Raw genomic sequence first — 20326 nt, 5'->3', positions numbered from 1 at the left:
TTTTACAAGGGTTTTAAACCTCTTGTAGCTTGTAATTTAATTTCGAATTTTTGTTTGTTGCGCAATTGCGTACATTTTTATTTGCTTAATCATAGAAACCAAACCATTTGCTCTTGTTGGCGATAAGTGCTCTTTTAAGCCAATTTTATCTATAAAAGTAGTTTCGGCTTTTAAGATATCTTCTGGTTTTTGTTTAGAGAACACCCTCAATAATAATGCCACAATTCCTTTGGTTAAAATTGCATCGCTATCTGCTGTAAATTTTACTTTATCGTTTTCTAATTCAGAATATAACCAAACTTTAGATTGACAGCCTTTTATTAAATTTTCATCCAATTTAAACTTTTCGTCGATCATTGGTAAAGATTTTCCAAGTTCTATAATGTATTCATAACGCTCCATCCAATCGTCGAACATCGAAAACTCGTCAATAATTTCTTCTTGTATTTCTTTGATAGTCATTTTTAAAACTTATTTTTGCGCTGTATTAGAACAGTCTTTTTAAAAAAGGCAAAATTACACAAAAAATAAGGAATGAGTAAATTATTAGCAGTTGGAACTGTTGCATTTGACGCAATTGAAACACCTTTTGGAAAAACCGATAAAATTTTAGGAGGATCTGGAACTTTTGTTGGGTTGGCAGCAAGCCAATTTGGCGTAGAAACAGGCGTGGTTTCTGTAGTGGGTGGAGATTTTCCTACATCGTATTTAGAGATGATGAATTCTAAAGGAATAAATACAGATGGAATTGAGATTGATAAAGATGGAAAAACATTTTTTTGGAGTGGAAAATACCACAATGATATGAATTCGCGTGATACTTTAATTACAGAATTAAATGTATTAGAAACCTTTACACCAGTAGTTCCAGACGGTTTTAAAGATGCAGGCATTGTAATGTTGGGTAATTTGCATCCATTAACACAAGCCTCTGTTTTAGACCAAATGTTAAAAAGACCCAAATTGGTGGTGTTAGACACCATGAATTTTTGGATGGATATTGCTTTAGACGATTTACATACCGTTTTAAAAAGAGTAGATGTTATTGCCATTAACGATGAAGAAGCTCGCCAACTTTCTGGAGAATATTCTTTGGTAAATGCTGCTAAGAAAATTCATACAATGGGGCCAAAATATGTGGTCATTAAAAAAGGAGAGCATGGGGCGTTACTGTTTAACAAAGGAAAAATGTTTTTCGCGCCAGCTTTACCATTGGCAGAGGTTTTCGATCCAACAGGAGCAGGAGATACATTTGCAGGAGGTTTTTGTGGCTATTTGGCAAAAACAGAAGATATTTCTTTCGAAAATATGAAGAATGCCATTATTTACGGATCTAATTTGGCTTCTTTTTGTGTAGAGAAATTTGGTACCGAGCGCATGCAAGAACTTACAAAAGAAGAAGTTAAAGCACGTTTGCAAGCTTTTAAAGATTTAACACAATTTGATATAAAAATAGCTTAACTTTAATCCGCAGTTTCGACCGCGGATTTTTTTTTACAAAAACACAACAAAAAACTACAAATACCAATGAGTGACGCTATTAAACACGAATGTGGAATTGCACTTGTTCGATTAAAAAAACCTTTACAATTTTATAAAGATAAATACGGTTCTGCTTTTTACGGAATAAATAAAATGTATTTATTAATGGAAAAGCAGCACAATCGTGGGCAAGATGGCGCTGGTTTTGCAAGCGTAAAATTTAATGTATTACCAGGTACAAGATATGTAAGTAGAGTGCGTTCTAACCAATCGCAACCCATACAAGATATTTTTGCGCAAATTAACCATCGTTTAAATAGTGTTTTAGAACAAAACCCAGATAAAAAAGACGATGTTGCTTGGCAAGAAGAAAACATGCCTTACATTGGAAACCTGTTTTTAGGACACGTTCGTTACGGAACTTTTGGTAAAAATAGTATCGAAAGTGTGCATCCTTTTTTGCGCCAAAGTAATTGGAAACACAAAAACTTAATTGTAGCAGGTAATTTTAATATGACCAATTCTAAGCAAATGTTAGAAGAACTGGTAGAGTTAGGGCAACATCCAAAAGAGTTTACAGATACTGTAACAGTTATGGAAAAAATTGGTCATTTTTTAGAAGATGAAGTAGCGAAATTATATCAAAAAGCAAAGAAAAAAGGATTTACTAAAAAGAATGCTTCTCCGTATATCGAAGAAAATTTAAGTCTAAAAAAAGTATTAAAAAGATCTTCTAAAAACTGGGATGGTGGTTATGCCATGGCAGGTTTGGTAGGTCATGGAGATGCTTTTGTACTAAGAGATCCTAACGGAATTAGACCCACTTATTTTTATGAAGATGAAGAAGTGGTAGTGGTTGCTTCAGAAAGACCCGTAATACAAACCGTATTTAATGTTTCTATAGATAAAGTACAAGAACTAGAAAGAGGGCATGCATTAATTATTAAGAAAAACGGAAAAACATCCATTAAGCAAGTTTTAGAACCAAGAGAAAAAAAATCTTGTTCTTTCGAACGCATTTATTTCTCTAGAGGAAGTGATGCTAATATTTACGAAGAGCGTAAAAATTTAGGGAAACTCGTGTTTCCAAAAATTTTAAAATTAATTGATAGCGATATTTCCAATACCGTTTTTTCTTATATTCCCAATACTGCAGAAACTTCTTTTTATGGTATGACAGAAGCTGCAGAAGATTTGCTAAATCAACAAAAAACAGAAAAAATATTATCTGGAGGTAAAAACTTATCGGCAACTAAGGTTACCGAAATTTTATCAGAAAGACCTCGTTTCGAAAAAATTGCCATAAAAGATGCCAAATTAAGAACATTTATTGCAGACGATACTTCTAGAGACGATTTGGTGGAACATGTTTACGACATTACTTACGGTGTTGTAAAACCAACAGATAATTTGGTAATTATAGACGATAGTATTGTAAGAGGAACAACGTTAAAGAAAAGTATTATTAAGATTTTAGATAGGTTGCAACCCAAAAAAATAGTGGTAGTTTCTTCTGCACCACAAATTAGATATCCAGATTGTTATGGTATAGATATGGCAAGAATAGAGGCTTTTATTGCTTTTAAAGCAGCCATAGCACTTTTAGAAGAAAATAATAAAAAGCACATTGTTAAAGAGGTGTATGATAAATGTAAAGATCAACAAAAATTAGCCGATTCAGAAATCGTAAATTTTGTAAAAGAAATTTATGCACCATTTACAGATGATGAAATTTCGGCAAAAATTGCTCAAATGTTAAAAACCAAAGACATCAATGCAGATGTTAAAGTGGTATATCAATCTGTAGAGAATTTACACAAAGCGTGTCCAGATAATTTAGGCGATTGGTATTTTACAGGAGATTACCCAACTCCAGGAGGTATGCGTGTTGTAAATCAGGCCTTTATAAATTATTTTGAAGGGAATGATGAAAGGGCTTATTAGATATAAATTCTTATTTTAGTAAAAAAAGAAGCCGTCTCAAAAGTATTAAAACGTGTTATTTCGACTGTAATGAAGAAAATCTTATTTATTGAATTTCAATAATTTAGATTTTTCGACTTCACTCAAAACAACAGCTAAATTTACTTTCGAGACAGCTTCTTTAAGTTTATAAATTTTTTGAAACTTCACTTACATCAAACATAAGCTAAGAAGCAAAAAGAAACTGCATTGTTTATTTCGCTGCAGCATAACGTTTTTCAACTTCGTTCCAATTGATTACTTTAAAGAAAGCATCAATATAATCTGGTCTTCTATTTTGGTAGTTTAAGTAATAAGCGTGTTCCCAAACGTCTAAACCTAAAATTGGTGTTCCGCCACAAGAAACGTCAGGCATTAAAGGATTGTCTTGATTTGGCGTAGAACAAACCTCTACTTTTCCACCTTTATGAACACATAACCAAGCCCAACCCGAACCAAATTGTGTTGCGGCAGCATTCGAAAAAGCATCCATAAATTTTTCTTTTGAACCAAAAGCAGCTTCAATAGCATCTTTTAATTCTCCAGAAAGATATCCTTTGTCTTCAGGATTCATAACTGTCCAAAATAAAGAGTGATTGTAAAAACCACCACCATTGTTTCTAACAGCACTATTGCTCATATCTAAATTGGTTAAAATATCTTCGATAGATTTTCCTTCCAAATCGGTTCCTTCTATTGCTCCGTTTAATTTTGTTGTATATCCATTATGATGTTTTGTGTGATGAATTTCCATCGTTCTTGCATCAATATGTGGTTCTAAAGCATCATAAGCATAACCTAATTCTGGTAATTTGAAAGCCATTTTTTTATTTTTTAAAGTTAATATTAGTTTTCAGATGTAAATTTAATCAATATGTAACAGTTTCCCAAAATATTAAGGCTTTCTTAACTTATAGTAGTATAAAGAGTATTTATACCATTTGCCATTTGAAAATCCTGTAATAAATCGCCTTTTTTTCTTTCAGAATAAAAAAAACCGTAGCTAAGGCCATGCTTTCGTTTTCTTCTTTATATGAAGAAAAAAAATCATCCATTTCTTTTCCAGTAATTTCAAACAATAATGAGTGTTATTCACCAAATTCTTTCATAAAAGCTTCTAACTTTTCTACCATATTTTTGCTTCCGCAAATAAAAGGCACTCTTTGGTGTAATTCAGTAGGTTCTACATCCATTGTTCTTGTATAACCATCAGAAGATTTTCCATTCGCTTGTTCTGCAATAAAAGCGATAGGGTTGCATTCGTATAACAAACGTAGCTTTCCATTTGGGTTTCTAGAGCCTTTAGGGTACATATAAATACCTCCTTTTATCATATTTCTATGAAAATCGGAAACCAAAGAACCAATATATCTACTTGTATAAGGTCTGTCTCCTTCTTCTTCCTGGCAGTATTTAATGTATTTTTTTACACCTAAAGGAAAATCTAAATAATTTCCTTCGTTTACAGAATAAATGTTTCCGTCTTCTGGAAAAGTCATATTTGGGTGCGATAAATAAAACGAGCCAATTGCAGGGTTTAATGTAAAACCATTTACACCATTTCCAGTAGTGTAAACTAACATGGTAGAGGTGCCATAAACCACATAACCAGCTGCAACCTGTTCACTTCCTTTTTGTAAAAAATCTTTTAATTGAACAGGAGTTCCAACAGGAGTAACTCTTCTGTAGATCGAAAAAATAGTACCTACAGAAACATTTACATCTATATTCGAAGAGCCATCTAAAGGATCTATTAAAACAATATATTTGTTTTGATGATTTTCGTCTATACTATTAATACTAATAAAACGATCTTCTTCTTCACTCGCAATGCCACAAACAATATTTCTTCGAGTTAAAGTTTGTATAAATTTATTATTTGCATAAACGTCTAATTTTTGCTGGTCTTCTCCTTGAATATTGGTATCGCCATAAGCTCCAATAATATCTACTAAACCAGCTTTGTTTACCTCGTGATTTACCACTTTTGCAGCCAATCTTATCGAGTTTAAAAGGCTAGAAAGTTCTCCTGAGCTATATTTAAAAGCATGTTGATTTTCAATAATAAATTCACCCAGAGTTTGTTTTTTGACAGTCATTTTTAAGAATATAGTTTGCGTTACAAAGATGCCATTTATTTTTAAAACTACAACGTTTTCGTGGCTACTTTTAGAGAAGTTGTTTTATAAAATTCGATAATTTTTAAACAAATCGAAATTAATTGTGTAAAATATTTAAATATTTTTAGAAGGTAACAAAACAACTATCTTTGCCCCCAAATTTACAACAAATGAGTTTTATTATAAGAAAAGGCGAAGAGAAAGATGTACAATCTGTATTTGATTTAATTACAGAGTTAGCTGTTTTCGAGAAAGAACCAGAGGCTGTAGAAATTACTGTAGAAGATTTATTAAGAGACGGTTTTTCGGAGCCACCAAAATTTAATTTATTTGTTGCAGAACAAGATTTAAAAGTTATTGGAATTGCGTTGTTTTACGAACGATATTCTACTTGGAAAGGAAAAACAATTCACTTAGAAGATTTAATTGTTACCAAAAGCAAACAAAAAATTGGTGCAGGAAAAGCATTGTATTCTGCAGTTTTAAAATATGCATACGACCATGGTTTTAATAGAGTTGCTTGGGAAGTAATCGATTGGAATACCCACGCCATAGATTTTTATAAAAGTACAGGAGCGACCTATTTAAAAGATTGGTCTGTAGTACAAATGAACAAAGAAAATTTAGCAAAATTTATTCAAAAAAATAATTAAGAAAATGTCATTTCGAGTGATTTTCTACTTTTAAAGAAAATGGTATCGAGCAGTTTTACTATTTAATAATTCTGATATGAAAATATTTAAATTTGGAGGAGCGTCTGTAAAAGATGCAGCAAGCGTAAAAAACATTACCAATATTTTACAAAGCGAAGGAACAGAAAATACAGTTGTTGTAATTTCTGCAATGGGAAAAATAACCAATGCTTTTGAAGAAGTAATTGATGCATATTATCATAAGACCGATAAATTATCAGAAAAATTAGGTGTTATAGAAGATTTTCATAAATTAATAATGAACGATTTATTTGACACAAATGATGAAATTTATAAAGAAATAGACATTCTTTTAGGAGAATTAAGTTGGTTTTTGGCCAGAAACACTTCGCAAAGATTCGATTATGTTTATGATCAAATTATCTGTTTTGGAGAATTGTTATCAACCAAAATTGTAAGCGCATATTTAACAAAAATTGGTGTAGAGAACCATTGGTTTGATGTTAGAAATTATGTAAAAACAGATAGTAATTATAGAGATGCAAAAGTAAATTGGGAGTTAACGCAAGACATTATCAATGCAAAACTAGATGCATCTAAATTAAACATTACACAAGGTTTTATTGCTGCAAACGATACCGAAAACACCACCACTTTAGGTAGAGAAGGTTCCGATTACACAGCAGGAATTTTTGCCTATTGTTTAAATGCAGAAAATGTTACTATCTGGAAAGATGTTCCAGGAGTTTTAAATGCAGACCCGAGAGTTTTTAAAGAAACTACTTTATTAAGACAAATTTCGTACGAAGAAGCCATAGAAATGGCATTTTATGGAGCTTCTGTAATTCATCCAAAAACATTGCAGCCTTTAGAAAGAAAAGAAATTCCTTTATTGGTACGTTCTTTTGTGAACCCAAAAGAACCCGGAACAAGAATTTCTAAAGGATCGGATTTAGAACCCTTAATTCCTTGTTTTATTGTAAAAAAAGATCAAATTTTGGTGTCTATAGCTGCTTTAGATTTTTCTTTTATGGTAGAAAACAATATCAGTTATATTTTTCAAAAACTACATGAGTATCAGTTAAAAGTAAATTTAATTCAGAATTCTGCGATTAGTTTTTCTGTTTGTATCGATAATAAATTCAGACAATTCGATGCATTTTACAGCGACCTAAAAAAAGATTTTAAGATAGATGTTCAAAAAGGAGTAGATATGTTTACTGTGCGTCATTTCGACGACAAGGCAATTGCTACCATCGAAGAAAAAGGAACTTCTTTGTTAACACAAGTCAATAAAGAAACAATTCAAATTGTTTTGGCAACAAATTAATATTTCTATATTTCTTTTTTTAGTATGTTTGCAAATGCGTCTAATAAAAATTTATGGCATTAGTAACATCTAAAGAAATTGCACAAGTAATTGGTTTAGAGAAATTTGGTTTTCTTGGCACCTTTGTTGGTTGGCTTCTTTTAAGAATTCTTCGTATTTCTTCTATTAATAAAATTTACGACAACAATAAAAATAAAGCAGATTTAGATTTCTTAAATGGAGTTTTAGACGATTGCAATATAAGGTTCGAAATACCAGAAGAAGATTTAAAAAGAATTCCAAAAGATGGGGCTTTTATAACAATTTCTAACCATCCTTTAGGAGGTATAGATGGCGTTTTATTGTTAAAATTATTAATAGAAAAAAGAGCCGATTATAAAATAATTGCCAATTTTTTACTTCACAGAATAGCACCTTTAAAACCTTATGTAATGCCAGTAAACCCTTTTGAAACAAGAAAGGATGCCAAATCGAGTGTTGCAGGAATTAAAAGTGCGTTATCGCATTTAAAAGAAGGAAAACCTTTAGGGATTTTTCCAGCAGGAGAAGTATCTACCTATAAAGATGGAAAATTAAAAGTAGATAAACCTTGGGAAGAAGGCGCTGTTCGTTTAATTAAAAAAGCAAATGTTCCTATAATTCCTATTTACTTTCATGCTAAAAACAGTCGTTTGTTTTATTTTTTATCTAGAATATCAGATACTTTAAGAACTGCAAAATTACCTTCGGAAGTAATTTCTCAGAATGGAAAAGTGGTAAAAGTTAGAATTGGAAAACCCATTTCTGTCACAGACCAAAACGAATACAAAGACATTCCTACTTTTTATGAATTTATTAGAAAGAAAACATATATGTTGGCGAATCCTTTTGAGAAAGCACACAAATTAATTTCTACACAAAACATAAAAATTCCGAAAAAACCCGCTAAAAAAATAACATCTCAAAGAAACACCAATTTATTTGTAAAAGAAATAAATACGTTAAGAGAAAAAGAAGCTCGATTATTAGAAAGTAAGAATTACGAAGTGTTTTTTGCAAGTGCCAAAGAGATTCCTAATTTATTGCATGAAGTTGGCAGGCTGCGCGAAGTTACTTTTAGAGAAGTTGGCGAAGGAACCAATAAAGAAATCGATTTAGATAAGTTCGATAAATATTATCATCATTTATTATTGTGGGACAGAGAAGCAAGCTGTTTGGTAGGTGCTTACAGAATGGGGCTTGGAAAAGAGATTTATAAAAAGTACGGAATCAATGGTTTTTATGTACAAACACTGTTTAGAATCGAGCCAGAATTGTTTCCGATGATGGAAAAAACCATCGAAATGGGACGTGCGTTTATTATTAGCGAATATCAGCAAAAACCAATGCCATTATTTTTATTATGGAAAGGAATTGTGCATATAACCTTACGTTATCCAGAATATAAATATTTAATGGGCGGTGTTTCTATTAGTAATCAGTTTTCCGACTTTTCTAAATCTTTAATGATCGAGTTTATGAAATCGCATTATTACGACCCTTATATTGCGCAGTACATTTATCCGAAGAAAGAATATAAGGTTAAATTAAAAGATGGTGATAAAGATTTTGTTTTTGATGCAACACAATCAGACATGCAAAAGTTCGATAAAATTATCGACGAAATTGAACCTGGAGCCTTAAGAATACCTGTTTTAATTAAGAAATATGTAAAACAAAATGCACGTTTGGTAGCTTTTAATGTAGATCCAAAATTTAACAATGCAGTAGATGGTTTAATGTATATAAAAGTAGCAGATATACCAGACAGTACTGTAAAACCAGTAATGGAAGAATTTCAAGCAGAGTTAGAGAGAAAAGCTACTGAGTTACATAATAAATAAGTAAAGCCAAAACTTATATTTGTTTTGACTTTACAGTATTTTAAACATTAAAAGTCATCCATATCATCTTCATCATTGCTTAAGTTGTTGGTTGCTTTTTGAAGCCTCGCTAACTGAGTTAATTCGCCCAAATATGCTTGCTCGATTTGAGAGAATGCGACTCTTAATTTTGGAGAACCTCCGCCAAATAAAATTCCAATTATCTCATCAATCAGTAACAACAAACCATCAATCCATTTAGGAAGTTTAATTCCGAATATATTCAAAATTTCTTTCACAATTTTTTTAATTTCTTTCACGATTCCATCAATGCCAAGCTTACCAACAATAGAGCCAATGCTAGGCAAAGAAAGTTTCATATTGTTAATCATTAAATTAGGAGAAGCTATTTTTAAATACTGTTCTGTATCTAATTGAGCTTGTTTTGTTGTTTTTTGGCGCTGTTCTTCTATGTAATTAGAGAGTTCTTTAAATTGATTGTTTAAAGCAGAGGAATAAGTGTTTATTACATTTTTTTCGTCTTCATCGTCTGAGAATTTAATTAAACTGTCTGTTATTTGGTTGGGAATTTTCTCCATATTAGTAAGAAATTCTGAAAGCAAGCCTTTTTTGTTTTGATTTTTTTCCATTTTTTAGAAATTTTTAGTTTATATTTTATGCTGTAAAGATCATTTTTAAAAACTTATTTTAATAAGGAAGACACCCCAAATATGTAAAGGTTTTTTCTTTCATATAATAAGGTAATATCACTTAAAACCTGCCAAAAAAGCAGGCTTCTTAATTTGGTACACTTTTCGCTATTTGTAGAAAAATAAAATCAATTTATATGAAAACATTTTTAAAAATATTATTAACGGCTGTTGCAGTAATTGTTTTAGCAAATATTTTACAAGGAGTAGCAGTTACTGGTTACTTATCTGCAATTATAGTTGCAGCAGTAATTGCTTTATTAAATATGTTTGTAAGACCTTTGTTAATCTTCTTTACATTGCCAGCAACTCTAGTTACATTTGGCTTGTTTATTTTTGTAATTAATGCAATTATAATTATGTTGGCAGATAAATTAGTAGATGGTTTTGCAGTAGATAATTTTTGGTGGGCGCTGTTGTTTAGTATTTTATTGTCGATATTTAGATCTGCATTGTTTTCTCTTTTAAAAGACGATAAAAAACAGTTAGATAAATTATAAATGGCATTAGCCATAGTTATTAAAAAACCATTACGAACTGTTTTTTAACTCATTATTTTATGGCTAAAGATTTGTATCTGGTTTATGAAATCAGTGAATTTATTTGATGCTGAAATAGAACCACTTAAACATTTGTGCAATCAATTAAAAAGCGTAATTTTGCACTCGATTTTTTCAAGATAAAAGAACAAATAAATGAATATTACAAAAGAGAACATAGATGCGTTAAACGCAGTTGTAAAAGTTGATATTGTGGCAGACGATTATCAAGCAAAAGTAAACCAATTACTAACAGATTATCGTAAAAAAGCAGACATTCCTGGTTTTAGAAAAGGGCACGTGCCAATGGGAATGATTAAAAGGCAATATGGTAAATCTATAATGATAGATGAGGTAAACAAGCTTTTACAAGAGTCTTTAAATAAATTTATCACAGAAGAAAAATTAGATATTTTAGGAAATCCGTTACCAAGAATTCAAGACGATTTCAATTGGGATGCAGACAAATTTTCTTTTGAATTCGAATTAGGCTTAGTGCCAGAATTCGATATAGACTTAGACGCTATAAAGAAAGTAACACAATATAAAATTGTTACAACAGAAAAATTATTAGAAGAAGAAGTAAAAAATATTCGAACTCGTTATGGTAAAATATCTTCTTTAGAAGAAGTAACTAAAGATGCAAATGTTACAGCAACTTTTGTAAACGAAGCAAAAGAAATTAATAAAAAAGGTACTTTTTTAGTTAGCGATTTAGAAGATAAGAAAAGCGAAAAGAAACTTGTTGGGGCTAAAGTTGGCGATGTAATAGAGTTAGAAACAAAGAAATTATTTAAAGACGACCATAAATTACAACATATTTTAGGGGTATCTCACGAAGAAATTCACGATTTAGATATCAAAGTAACACTCACTATCGAAGACATAACAAAAACAGAACCTGCAGATTTAGACCAAGAATTGTTCGATAAATTATTTCCTGACGGAAGTGTAAAAACAGTGTTAGAATTAAAAGAAAAAATAAAAGAAGATGCAGAAAAGAATTTTGTAGAGCATACAGACCAACAATTGTTAAATGCAGTAACAGAACATTTAGTAGAAAATACAAAGTTCGATTTACCTGAAGAATTCTTACAAAAATGGTTGCAAACTGCAGGCGAAAAAGAATTAACACCAGAAGAAGCAAAAGCCGAATACGAAAAATCTGAAAAAGCGTTGCGTTATCAATTAATCGAAGGAAAAGTACTAAAAGATAACGATATAAAAATAGATTATGTAGAATTGATAGATTATGCAAAAGGGTTAATTCGTATGCAAATGGCACAATTTGGTAATATGAATCCAGAAGAAAAAGAGTTAGACGATATTGCTGCAAGAATTTTACAAAACCAAGAAGAAGCCCAAAAGTTACAATCGCAATTAATTAGTCAAAAATTATTAGATTTTTATAAAGAAAACATACATTTTAAAACAAAAGAAGTTTCTTATGTCGATTTTGTAAAAGAAGTTTATGACCAACAAGCTAAAGATCAGGCTTTAAATAAGTAAAATAAGTGGAAGCGATTAAGTATAATGCTTAAACAAATAGTTGTATTTTAACCATAAAAATTAATATTTTTTTAAGAAAGTTAGATTCTAATTAACAGGAAAAGTAGAATTAACTAAAAAAATAAAATTATTTAATTAGCTTCAACAATATAATGTTTAATAATTAGTTATTTGAATGTAAATTTTGCGCAAGGGCTTTAAAATTACATTCTCTATTATTTTAAAAGAACAAATCTAAAAGAATATAAAATATTATAATTCAAAACTTTAAATTATTTAAAATACAGAAATAAATAGAACTTAAAAAAAATATTATGAAACATTTCACTTTAAATAAAATAAAAACGATTTTTCTATTTGCTAGCTTTTTCTTTCTTTTATATGGTTGCGAATCCGAACCCGATTTAGAAATAAGAAGCCAAACATATACTACTGGAGGTATTGGAACTAGTTCTGTGAATGGAGCCATTTTATTTAGCTTTAATATACCTAGTTATTATTTAACATCTTACGTGCGAATAGTATTGCATGATGGAAATAATTCTACTAGAACTTCTTATGGAGCTGGTTACAAAGAGGTAAGATTTTCTAATTTAGAAGCAAAATCTTATGACTATTCTCTAGAGTTTTGGACAGAATCGGATAACGACCAAGGAGCTTATGCTAATTATACTTTTCAAAACGGAAAACTAATTAATACAAGTTCAGGGTCTTTTGTAAACTATAATCAAGTTTTAAATAAAACCGAGTCTATAAATGGCACTGTTACAGCAAAAGCAAACCAAACCCTTAAGATTGATGTAAAATTAGATTAGATTAAAAAAAATAAATTTATTTAGTTTTTTTACTTTTTCGAAAGCATTGGGTAAAAAGTAATTAATATAGAAACAAAAAAACCTGAATTGTAAAATTCAGGTTTTTTTATCGACAACTCAAACAAAGCTGTAACAAAATAGTAAGAAAATAGTTCTTATATTTACAGCACAAAACTTAAATAGAATCACGAAAATGAATTACGGAAAAGAGTTCGAAAAATACGCAACAAAACATCACGGAATTAGCAGTACCAACTATACAAAAATAACCAGTAGTTTAACCCCATATATTATGGAAGAACGTCAAATGAACATCACTCAAATGGACGTTTTTTCGCGGTTAATGATGGATAGAATTATCTTTTTAGGAACCGGTATTAACGACCAAGTTGCTAATATTATTCAAGCACAGTTGTTGTTTTTAGAAAGTGTAGATGCTAATAAAGACATTTCAATATATATCAATTCTCCTGGAGGAGGCGTGTATGCAGGTCTAGGAATTTACGATACCATGCAATTTATAAAACCAGATGTTGCCACAATTTGTACAGGAATGGCAGCTTCTATGGGAGCCGTTTTAATGTGTGCAGGAGAAAAAGGAAAACGATCTGCATTGCCACACTCAAGAATTATGATTCATCAACCTTTAGGAGGTGCTCAAGGGCAAGCTTCGGATATTGAGATTACTGCAAGAGAAATCTTAAAATTAAAAGACGAATTGTATGCAATTATCGCAAATCACTCAGGACAAACAGTAGAGAAAGTTCATAACGATTCAGATAGAGATTACTGGATGAAAGCAGATGAAGCAAAAGCATATGGTATGATTGATGAAATTTTAGTAAGAAAATAAATCGTATTTAGTTTTTGGTTGATGGTTTTTGGTAAAAATCTTATCAAAAACCATCAACTAATTACCAAAAACCAAATCAAAATGTCAAAAGAAGAAAATCTAGAATGTTCGTTTTGTGGACGAAAAAAAGCAGAAACCGACTTGCTAATTGCAGGAATGGATGCCCATATTTGCGATAGATGTATAGAACAAGCCCATGGAATTGTAGAAGAAGAAATTTTTGATGCAAAAACAAGTGGCTTGTCAAAAGATTTAACACTAAAAAAACCTTTAGAAATTAAAGAATTTTTAGACCAATACATCATTGGCCAAGACGAAACAAAACGCTCTATGGCAGTAGCTGTGTACAACCATTATAAAAGATTATTACAATCTAAAAACGATGAAGATGAGGTAGAAATCGAAAAATCGAACATTGTTTTGGTAGGAGAAACCGGAACAGGAAAAACCTTGGTTGCAAAAACAATTGCAAAAATGTTAAACGTTCCTTTTTCAATTGTAGATGCGACTGTTTTAACACAAGCAGGCTATGTAGGCGAAGATGTAGAAAGTATTTTAAGCCGTCTTTTACAAGCCGCAGATTACGATGTAGAAAAAGCGCAAAGAGGTATTGTTTTTATAGACGAGATCGATAAAATTGCCAGAAAAGGAGACAATCCATCAATAACAAGAGACGTTTCTGGAGAAGGGGTACAACAAGCTTTATTAAAATTATTAGAAGGAACCGTTGTAAATGTTGCGCCAAAAGGCGGAAGAAAACATCCCGAACAAAAATTTATAGAAGTAGATACCAAAGAAATTTTATTTATTGCTGGAGGCGCATTTTCTGGAATCGAAAGAATCATCAGCAAGCGGTTAAACATGCAAGCTGTAGGTTTTAGCGCTTCTTTGGACGACGACAAAGTAGATGAAGAAAACCTGTTGCAATACATCATTCCATCTGACTTAAAAGCATTTGGTTTAATTCCAGAAATTATTGGACGCTTACCAGTTTTAAGTTACATGAATCCTTTAGATGCAACCACCTTAAGAGCTATTTTAACAGAGCCTAAAAACTCAATTATTAAGCAATATTCTAAGCTATTTACAATGGACGATGTTGCATTTACAATCGAAGAAGAAGCCTTAAATTACATTGTAGAAAAAGCAGTAGAATATAAGTTAGGTGCAAGAGGGTTACGTTCTTTGTGCGAAGCAATTTTTACAGATGCAATGTTCGAGTTGCCGAGTTCTAACGAGAAAGAATTTAACGTAACCAAAGAATATGCAGAAGCAAAATTAACCAATACCACGTTAAAAAAATTAAGAGCAGCTTCTTAAAATATTTTTTTGGGCGTTTTAACAGGCTTTCCATTATATCTTTTTAGTTTTGTTCTCGATATAAATTTGTTCATTCTTCACAAATTCACTCGAACGAACAACTAAAAAGGATGCCATTTCAATCCTTAACGCATATTGCTAACTAAAAAGAGAAAGTTCTTAAAAATAATTATTAGCAAAAGACCCTTCAGGTTTTTAAAATCTGAAGGGTTTAAAACAGTAAAATAATAAATGATTTCAAGAAGTACAATAGACCGAGTTTTCGAATCTGCAAGAGTAGAAGAGGTAATTGGCGAATTTGTACAATTAAAAAAAGCAGGAAGTAACTTTAAAGGCTTAAGTCCGTTTGTAGATGAGAAATCGCCCTCGTTTATGGTATCTCCTGTAAAACAAATTTGGAAAGATTTCTCTACAGGAAAAGGAGGAAATGTGATTTCTTTTTTAATGGAACACGAACATTATACCTACCCTGAAGCCATAAAATGGTTGGCAAAAAAATACAATATAGAAATCGAAGAAACCGAACAAACATCTGAAGAAAAAGCGCAGATGAATGAGCGAGAAAGTATGTTTTTGGTGTCTAAATTTGCCAAAGATTACTTTCATGAAACCATGCTACATACAAATAAAGGAAAAGCAATTGGTCTTTCTTATTTCAAAGAACGTGGTTTTACAAACGATACTATAAAAACATTCGAACTAGGCTATTGTTTAGACGAATGGGATGGTTTTACAAAGGCAGCTTTGGCAAAAGGCTACGATTTAAAATATTTAGCATCCACAGGGTTAACCATCGTAAAAGAAAACAAACAATTCGACCGTTTTAAAGGACGCGTAATGTTTCCTATACACTCTATGTCTGGGCGTATTTTAGGTTTTGGAGGAAGAATTTTAACTGCAGATAAAAAAGCAGCAAAATATTTAAACTCTCCAGAAAGCGATATTTATCACAAGAGTAAAATTTTATACGGATTATATCAGGCAAAAAAAGAAATTGCAAAACAAGACAATTGTTATTTGGTAGAAGGTTATACAGATGTAATTTCTTTCCACCAATCTGGAGTAGAAAATGTAGTAGCTTCATCTGGTACAGCCTTAACTTCGGATCAAATTCGTCTAATAAACAGATTAACAAAAAATATTACAGTTTTATTCGATGGAGATGCTGCAGGTGTTCGAGCTTCCATTCGTGGAATCGATTTAATTCTCGAGCAAGGAATGAATGTAAAAGTGGTACAATTTCCAGATGGAGAAGACCCAGATAGTTTTGCCAAAGCCCATTCAACTGCCGAATTAAAAGAATATTTAAAAGAATCTGCACAAGATTTTATCAACTTTAAAGTATCGCTTTTATTACAAGACTCTAACAACGATCCTGTAAAAAAAGCAGGCGTAATTAGAGATATTGTAAGTAGCATCTCTAAAATTCCTGATGGCATTCAGCGTGAAGTATATGTACAAGAATGTGCAAGAATTATGGATATTTCCGAACGTGTTTTATTCAGTGAATTGGCACAAATTTTAAAGAAAAATATTCAAGAAAAAAATAAGGCTGCTAAAAAGCAAAGTTATTCTCAGCAAGACCCCAATGAACCACCACCAGAATATTTTTTAGAGCAAGAGCAAGCTCAAATGGGAGTGGTAAGAGGTAAAATTTCATCAGAAAAAATAGATCAACTGTCTATTTTAGAGAAAGAAATAATTCGAATTTTACTTTTATACGGAAATGAAGAAGCAGAATTTATCGAAGAAGTAGAAACAGAAGACGAAGAAGGGAAAGTAACCATTTCGAATAGAAAATACGACAACAACGTTTCTGCGGAAATTTATGTACACCTTCAAGAAGACGAAATAGAGTTTACAAATAGTGTTTTTCAAGAAATTTATATAGAAATCATTCACCAATTAAATCAGTTCGAAAAAGTAGAAATAGATGCTTTGGTAAATCATAAAAACCCAGAAATATCAAGTACAGTTACTTCCATTTTAATGGACGAAGAGAAATATTTGCTAAGTAATTGGGAAAGCAAAAATATCGAAGTAAAAAGAGAAGTAGAAGTATTGCCTAAATTGGTCATTGATGCAGTTTTTAATTTAAGAAGAATTTTAATTGGAAAAAAAATCGAAGAATTAATGAAAAATGCTACTCAAAATACTGATAATCAACCTTCTGTAACGGTAGATTTAGAAATCATAAAAAGCTATACAGGGTTAAAAATTAGATTGTTCGAAAAGCTAAATAGGGTGGTTTAATGTTATTAAATTGTAAAAACAGGTATTTTCCCCTACCCAAGTTTTCTTGTAATAAATTGTTTTTACGTATATTGCACCCGCTAATGAGAAAACCCAAAGCTATTATGAAAAGAATTTTACAACTACTAAAAATCGTTCAACTATTTATTCTTTTGCCTTTTGAAATTTCTAAAGGCTCCAAAAAAAGAGCTTATATGAGAATAAAAAAAATGATGATTGCAGCAAATTTATTGTAGTGTTCATCTAAATTTTTAGTTAAAGAAGGCTGTCACAAAAGTAAATTTAACTGTATTTTTAAGCATTACTAAAATCAAAAATATATTTTGATTGAAAGTAGCGAACGAAGTTATTGAAAAATCTAAAATACTGAAGTTCAATAAATAAGATTTCTCCATTACAGTCGAAATGACAAGTTTTAATACTTTCGAGACAGCTTCTTTTGTTTTAAACGAAGTTTTAAACCACTTATTTTAAATCCTCAGGAATTTTACAAACAGGAATTGGAACCATTTTATGTTGGTTGATTCTATTTAATCTCTCATAAATTTTAAAAACTTCCTTTTCTCTTCCTGTAAAATCATGTTCGGTTTTACCAGCATCTTGCATGTTCATTGCCCATTCCAATTCGTCATAAGAAGCTCCTATTTGATCTTCGTCTGTTCTGCTATCTCCAAACAAACCATCTGTAGGTTGCGCTTTTTGTATGGAATCTGGTACTTTTAAATAAGCTGCTAAATCGTAAACTTCAGATTTCATTAAATCTGCAATTGGGCTTAAATCAACTCCACCATCGCCATATTTTGTGTAAAAACCTACTCCAAAATCTTCTACCTTATTTCCAGTTCCTGCCACTAAATAACCATGCAATCCTGCAAAATAGTATAAGGTTGTCATTCGTAATCTTGCTCTTGTATTCGCCAAAGACAAATCTACTTTTGGCGACGACTTTGCAGCTGGAACCACGTTTTTAAAATCTTCGAAAGTAGAGGTTAAATTCACTCTTACTTCAGAAACATTAGCGTATGTATTTTTTAATTGTTTTATATGTTCTTCTGCTCTTGTAACCTGGCTTTGTGCTTGGTGTATTGGCATTTCTACACATAAGGTAGAGAAACCTGTTTTAGCACATAAAGTAGAGGTTAATGCCGAATCAATTCCACCAGAAACTCCAACAACAAAACCTTTTACGTTCGCATTTGTAGCATAATCTTTTAGCCACTTTACAATATAATCTGCCACTTTTTCAGTCTTCATTAATAAACTATTTTAGTATTTTTAACGTTCTATAATTCTATCTAGCAATATACAAAGTTTATGAGGTTTTATCAATTCGTTTTAATGGTTTTATTAAGTTTCTTTTCTTGTAAAAAAGAGGTTCGTAAAAAAGTTGATGTTTCTAATGTAAAAATTGATTTTTCTGTAGAGAGGTTTGACGAAGATTTTTATACTTCAGACAAAAAAAACCTTTTTAAATTGAAAGAAAAATACCCATATTTTTTTCCGAAGCAAATTACAGATAGTATTTCTTTATCAAAAATAAACAATACAGACGAGCAAGAATTGTTTGCAGAAACCCAAAAAATATATAAAGATATTTCTCCACTAAAGGAAAAATTAAAGTCGCTTTTTAAGCATGTAAAATATTACAATTCTAAATTTATTGCTCCCAAAGTTATTACCATGTTAACGAATATAGATTACGAAAGTAGGGTAATTTATGCAGATAGTTTACTAATTATTTCTTTGGATGTTTATTTAGGTAAAAAACATCAATTTTATGCAGATTATCCTAAGTACATAAAAGAAAATAACACAAAAGAACACATTATAGTAGATGTTGCAAATGCTATTATAGAAAAGCAAATTGCGCCATCAAGAGATCGAAGTTTTATTGGCAAAATGATTTTTGAAGGAAAAAAGATGTATCTATTAGATTTATATTTACCATTAATTTCCGACAGAGAAAAAATGGGTTACCAAGAAGATAAATTTAATTGGGTAGTTGAAAATGAAGCACAAATATGGGCGTATTTTATTGAAAAGAAATTATTGTTTAGTACAGATGCTAGTTTAAACAAACGGTTTTTAGAAATTGCGCCTTTTTCTAAGTTTTATATGGAGCATGACAATTTATCTCCGGGCAGGGTTGGCGTTTGGGTTGGTTGGCAAATTGTTCGTTCGTACATGAAACATAATAATGTATCTTTGCAAGAATTATTAAATAAAAACGAAGCAGATTTGTTTAAAGAATCTAATTACAAACCTAGAAAATAATGTCGGTAAAACATACTTCAGAAATAAAATTTAAAATTGGTTTAGACGAAAATAAAGTGCCAGAAGAAATGTATTGGAGTGCAAAAGATGGGGGTATTGAAAATGAAGCATCGAAAGCAATTATGATTTCTGTTTGGGACCATCAAAAAAAAGATACTTTGCGTATGGATTTGTGGACAAAAGATATGCCTGTAGATGAGATGAAACAGTTTTATCATCAAACCTTAGTTTCTATGGCAGATACATTTGAAAGAGCTACAGATGATCAAAAAATGAGTGCTACAATGCGCGATTTTTGTGATTATTTTGCAGAAAAACTAGAGCTTAAAAAATAATACCATTTACCATTTGAAAATCCTGTAATAAAACGCCAAAGCTACTTAAAAAATAGCTTTTTTTGTTTTATAATCAATGGTATAATGCTTCGTAAAATAGAAATTTTACATAAAAAAAGGAGGCTGTCACAAAAGTAAATTTAACTGTTATTTTAAGCATTACTAAAATCAAAATATATTTTGATTGAAATTAGCTAACGAAGTTATCGAAAAACCTAAAATACTGAAATTCAATAAATAAGATTTCTCCATTACCGTCGAAATGACAAAATTACCGTCGAAATGACAAATTTTAATACTTTCGAGACAGCTTCCTCTTTTTAATTTATT

General features: G+C 30.9%; 18 protein-coding genes. 13 read left to right on the top strand and 5 right to left on the bottom strand.

Going from position 1 to position 20326, the window contains the following annotated elements; all coding sequences use genetic code 11:
* Positions 1-36 precede the first annotated feature (36 nt).
* Entirely contained in the window at positions 37-462 is a 426-nt protein-coding gene (locus JL193_RS05555) for a SufE family protein (protein ID WP_207972854.1), read from the bottom strand.
* A 72-nt stretch (positions 463-534) separates the two neighbouring features.
* On the opposite strand from JL193_RS05555, the gene JL193_RS05550 reads away from it, so the two are divergent.
* Positions 535-1461, top strand: a complete 927-nt coding sequence (locus JL193_RS05550; protein WP_207972853.1) for a PfkB family carbohydrate kinase — start codon at positions 535-537, stop codon at positions 1459-1461.
* A 66-nt stretch (positions 1462-1527) separates the two neighbouring features.
* Positions 1528-3426 (top strand): amidophosphoribosyltransferase, encoded by a 1899-nt coding sequence (locus JL193_RS05545; protein WP_207972852.1) that lies wholly within the window; start codon positions 1528-1530, stop codon positions 3424-3426.
* A gap of 232 nt (positions 3427-3658) precedes the next feature.
* On the opposite strand, the gene JL193_RS05540 is transcribed toward JL193_RS05545, so the two are convergent.
* Both JL193_RS05540 and fbp read right to left on the bottom strand, forming a co-directional pair.
* A complete protein-coding gene (locus tag JL193_RS05540) occupies positions 3659-4267 on the bottom strand; it encodes a superoxide dismutase (protein WP_207972851.1) in 609 nt (202 codons plus the stop codon).
* 265 nt (positions 4268-4532) lie between these two features.
* Positions 4533-5543, bottom strand: a complete 1011-nt coding sequence (fbp, locus tag JL193_RS05535; protein ID WP_207972850.1) for a class 1 fructose-bisphosphatase — start codon at positions 5541-5543, stop codon at positions 4533-4535.
* A 191-nt stretch (positions 5544-5734) separates the two neighbouring features.
* Between fbp and JL193_RS05530 the strand changes: the two genes are divergently transcribed.
* The 3 genes from JL193_RS05530 to JL193_RS05520 all read left to right on the top strand — a co-directional run bounded on the left by JL193_RS05530 (position 5735) and on the right by JL193_RS05520 (position 9409).
* Positions 5735-6217, top strand: coding sequence for a GNAT family N-acetyltransferase (locus JL193_RS05530; RefSeq protein WP_207972849.1), 483 nt, complete (start codon positions 5735-5737; stop codon positions 6215-6217).
* Between the two features lie 76 nt (positions 6218-6293).
* Positions 6294-7547 carry an aspartate kinase gene (locus JL193_RS05525; RefSeq protein WP_207972848.1) on the top strand — a complete coding sequence of 418 codons (1254 nt, stop codon included), beginning with the start codon at positions 6294-6296 and terminating at the stop codon, positions 7545-7547.
* 53 nt (positions 7548-7600) lie between these two features.
* Positions 7601-9409 carry a GNAT family N-acyltransferase gene (locus tag JL193_RS05520; protein WP_207972847.1) on the top strand — a complete coding sequence of 603 codons (1809 nt, stop codon included), beginning with the start codon at positions 7601-7603 and terminating at the stop codon, positions 9407-9409.
* Between the two features lie 47 nt (positions 9410-9456).
* Here the strand turns inward: JL193_RS05520 and JL193_RS05515 are convergent, their stop codons facing one another.
* Positions 9457-10038 (bottom strand): hypothetical protein, encoded by a 582-nt coding sequence (locus JL193_RS05515; protein WP_207972846.1) that lies wholly within the window; start codon positions 10036-10038, stop codon positions 9457-9459.
* Positions 10039-10235: 197 nt separating this feature from the next.
* Here JL193_RS05515 and JL193_RS05510 point away from each other — a divergent pair, with 197 nt between their 5' ends.
* The 6 genes from JL193_RS05510 (at position 10236) to dnaG (ending at position 17387) form a co-directional block, all read left to right on the top strand.
* Positions 10236-10598, top strand: a complete 363-nt coding sequence (locus JL193_RS05510; protein WP_207972845.1) for a phage holin family protein — start codon at positions 10236-10238, stop codon at positions 10596-10598.
* A 195-nt stretch (positions 10599-10793) separates the two neighbouring features.
* Complete coding sequence (gene tig, locus JL193_RS05505; RefSeq protein ID WP_207972844.1) at positions 10794-12146, top strand: trigger factor; 1353 nt, start codon at positions 10794-10796, stop codon at positions 12144-12146.
* 314 nt (positions 12147-12460) lie between these two features.
* Positions 12461-12961, top strand: coding sequence for a hypothetical protein (locus JL193_RS05500; protein WP_207972843.1), 501 nt, complete (start codon positions 12461-12463; stop codon positions 12959-12961).
* 193 nt (positions 12962-13154) lie between these two features.
* Positions 13155-13814, top strand: coding sequence for an ATP-dependent Clp endopeptidase proteolytic subunit ClpP (gene clpP / locus JL193_RS05495; RefSeq protein ID WP_207972842.1), 660 nt, complete (start codon positions 13155-13157; stop codon positions 13812-13814).
* An 81-nt stretch (positions 13815-13895) separates the two neighbouring features.
* Entirely contained in the window at positions 13896-15134 is a 1239-nt protein-coding gene (gene clpX, locus JL193_RS05490) for an ATP-dependent Clp protease ATP-binding subunit ClpX (protein WP_207972841.1), read from the top strand.
* A gap of 231 nt (positions 15135-15365) precedes the next feature.
* Positions 15366-17387, top strand: coding sequence for a DNA primase (gene dnaG, locus JL193_RS05485; protein ID WP_207972840.1), 2022 nt, complete (start codon positions 15366-15368; stop codon positions 17385-17387).
* Positions 17388-17852: 465 nt separating this feature from the next.
* Here the strand turns inward: dnaG and nadE are convergent, their stop codons facing one another.
* Positions 17853-18641 (bottom strand): NAD(+) synthase, encoded by a 789-nt coding sequence (gene nadE, locus JL193_RS05480; RefSeq protein ID WP_207972839.1) that lies wholly within the window; start codon positions 18639-18641, stop codon positions 17853-17855.
* Between the two features lie 60 nt (positions 18642-18701).
* Between nadE and gldB the strand changes: the two genes are divergently transcribed.
* Both gldB and gldC read left to right on the top strand, forming a co-directional pair.
* Complete coding sequence (gldB, locus tag JL193_RS05475; RefSeq protein ID WP_207972838.1) at positions 18702-19661, top strand: gliding motility lipoprotein GldB; 960 nt, start codon at positions 18702-18704, stop codon at positions 19659-19661.
* Complete coding sequence (gene gldC / locus JL193_RS05470; RefSeq protein WP_207972837.1) at positions 19661-19996, top strand: gliding motility protein GldC; 336 nt, start codon at positions 19661-19663, stop codon at positions 19994-19996. The genes gldB and gldC overlap by 1 nt, the downstream gene beginning before the upstream one ends.
* The last annotated feature ends 330 nt before the right edge of the window (positions 19997-20326 follow it).

It is taken from the genome of Polaribacter batillariae (assembly GCF_017498485.1).
Classification (GTDB): Bacteria; Bacteroidota; Bacteroidia; order Flavobacteriales; family Flavobacteriaceae; genus Polaribacter; species Polaribacter batillariae.
The sequence above is the reverse complement of the archived record's forward strand: the minus strand, read 5'-3'. Positions and strand labels throughout refer to the sequence as shown.

Excerpts from the sequence above, each read along its gene's own strand:
- JL193_RS05540 (WP_207972851.1), bottom strand. The coding sequence starts at position 4,267 with ATGGCTTTCAAATTACCAGAATTAGGTTATGCTTATGATGCTTTAGAA.
- JL193_RS05520 (WP_207972847.1), top strand. The coding sequence starts at position 7,601 with ATGGCATTAGTAACATCTAAAGAAATTGCACAAGTAATTGGTTTAGAG.
- JL193_RS05545 (WP_207972852.1), top strand. The coding sequence starts at position 1,528 with ATGAGTGACGCTATTAAACACGAATGTGGAATTGCACTTGTTCGATTA.
- tig (WP_207972844.1), top strand. The coding sequence starts at position 10,794 with ATGAATATTACAAAAGAGAACATAGATGCGTTAAACGCAGTTGTAAAA.
- gldC (WP_207972837.1), top strand. The coding sequence starts at position 19,661 with ATGTCGGTAAAACATACTTCAGAAATAAAATTTAAAATTGGTTTAGAC.
- JL193_RS05525 (WP_207972848.1), top strand. The coding sequence starts at position 6,294 with ATGAAAATATTTAAATTTGGAGGAGCGTCTGTAAAAGATGCAGCAAGC.
- nadE (WP_207972839.1), bottom strand. The coding sequence starts at position 18,641 with ATGAAGACTGAAAAAGTGGCAGATTATATTGTAAAGTGGCTAAAAGAT.
- JL193_RS05500 (WP_207972843.1), top strand. The coding sequence starts at position 12,461 with ATGAAACATTTCACTTTAAATAAAATAAAAACGATTTTTCTATTTGCT.
- gldB (WP_207972838.1), top strand. The coding sequence starts at position 18,702 with ATGAGGTTTTATCAATTCGTTTTAATGGTTTTATTAAGTTTCTTTTCT.
- JL193_RS05510 (WP_207972845.1), top strand. The coding sequence starts at position 10,236 with ATGAAAACATTTTTAAAAATATTATTAACGGCTGTTGCAGTAATTGTT.
- dnaG (WP_207972840.1), top strand. The coding sequence starts at position 15,366 with ATGATTTCAAGAAGTACAATAGACCGAGTTTTCGAATCTGCAAGAGTA.
- JL193_RS05550 (WP_207972853.1), top strand. The coding sequence starts at position 535 with ATGAGTAAATTATTAGCAGTTGGAACTGTTGCATTTGACGCAATTGAA.
- JL193_RS05530 (WP_207972849.1), top strand. The coding sequence starts at position 5,735 with ATGAGTTTTATTATAAGAAAAGGCGAAGAGAAAGATGTACAATCTGTA.
- JL193_RS05515 (WP_207972846.1), bottom strand. The coding sequence starts at position 10,038 with ATGGAAAAAAATCAAAACAAAAAAGGCTTGCTTTCAGAATTTCTTACT.
- clpP (WP_207972842.1), top strand. The coding sequence starts at position 13,155 with ATGAATTACGGAAAAGAGTTCGAAAAATACGCAACAAAACATCACGGA.
- fbp (WP_207972850.1), bottom strand. The coding sequence starts at position 5,543 with ATGACTGTCAAAAAACAAACTCTGGGTGAATTTATTATTGAAAATCAA.
- JL193_RS05555 (WP_207972854.1), bottom strand. The coding sequence starts at position 462 with ATGACTATCAAAGAAATACAAGAAGAAATTATTGACGAGTTTTCGATG.
- clpX (WP_207972841.1), top strand. The coding sequence starts at position 13,896 with ATGTCAAAAGAAGAAAATCTAGAATGTTCGTTTTGTGGACGAAAAAAA.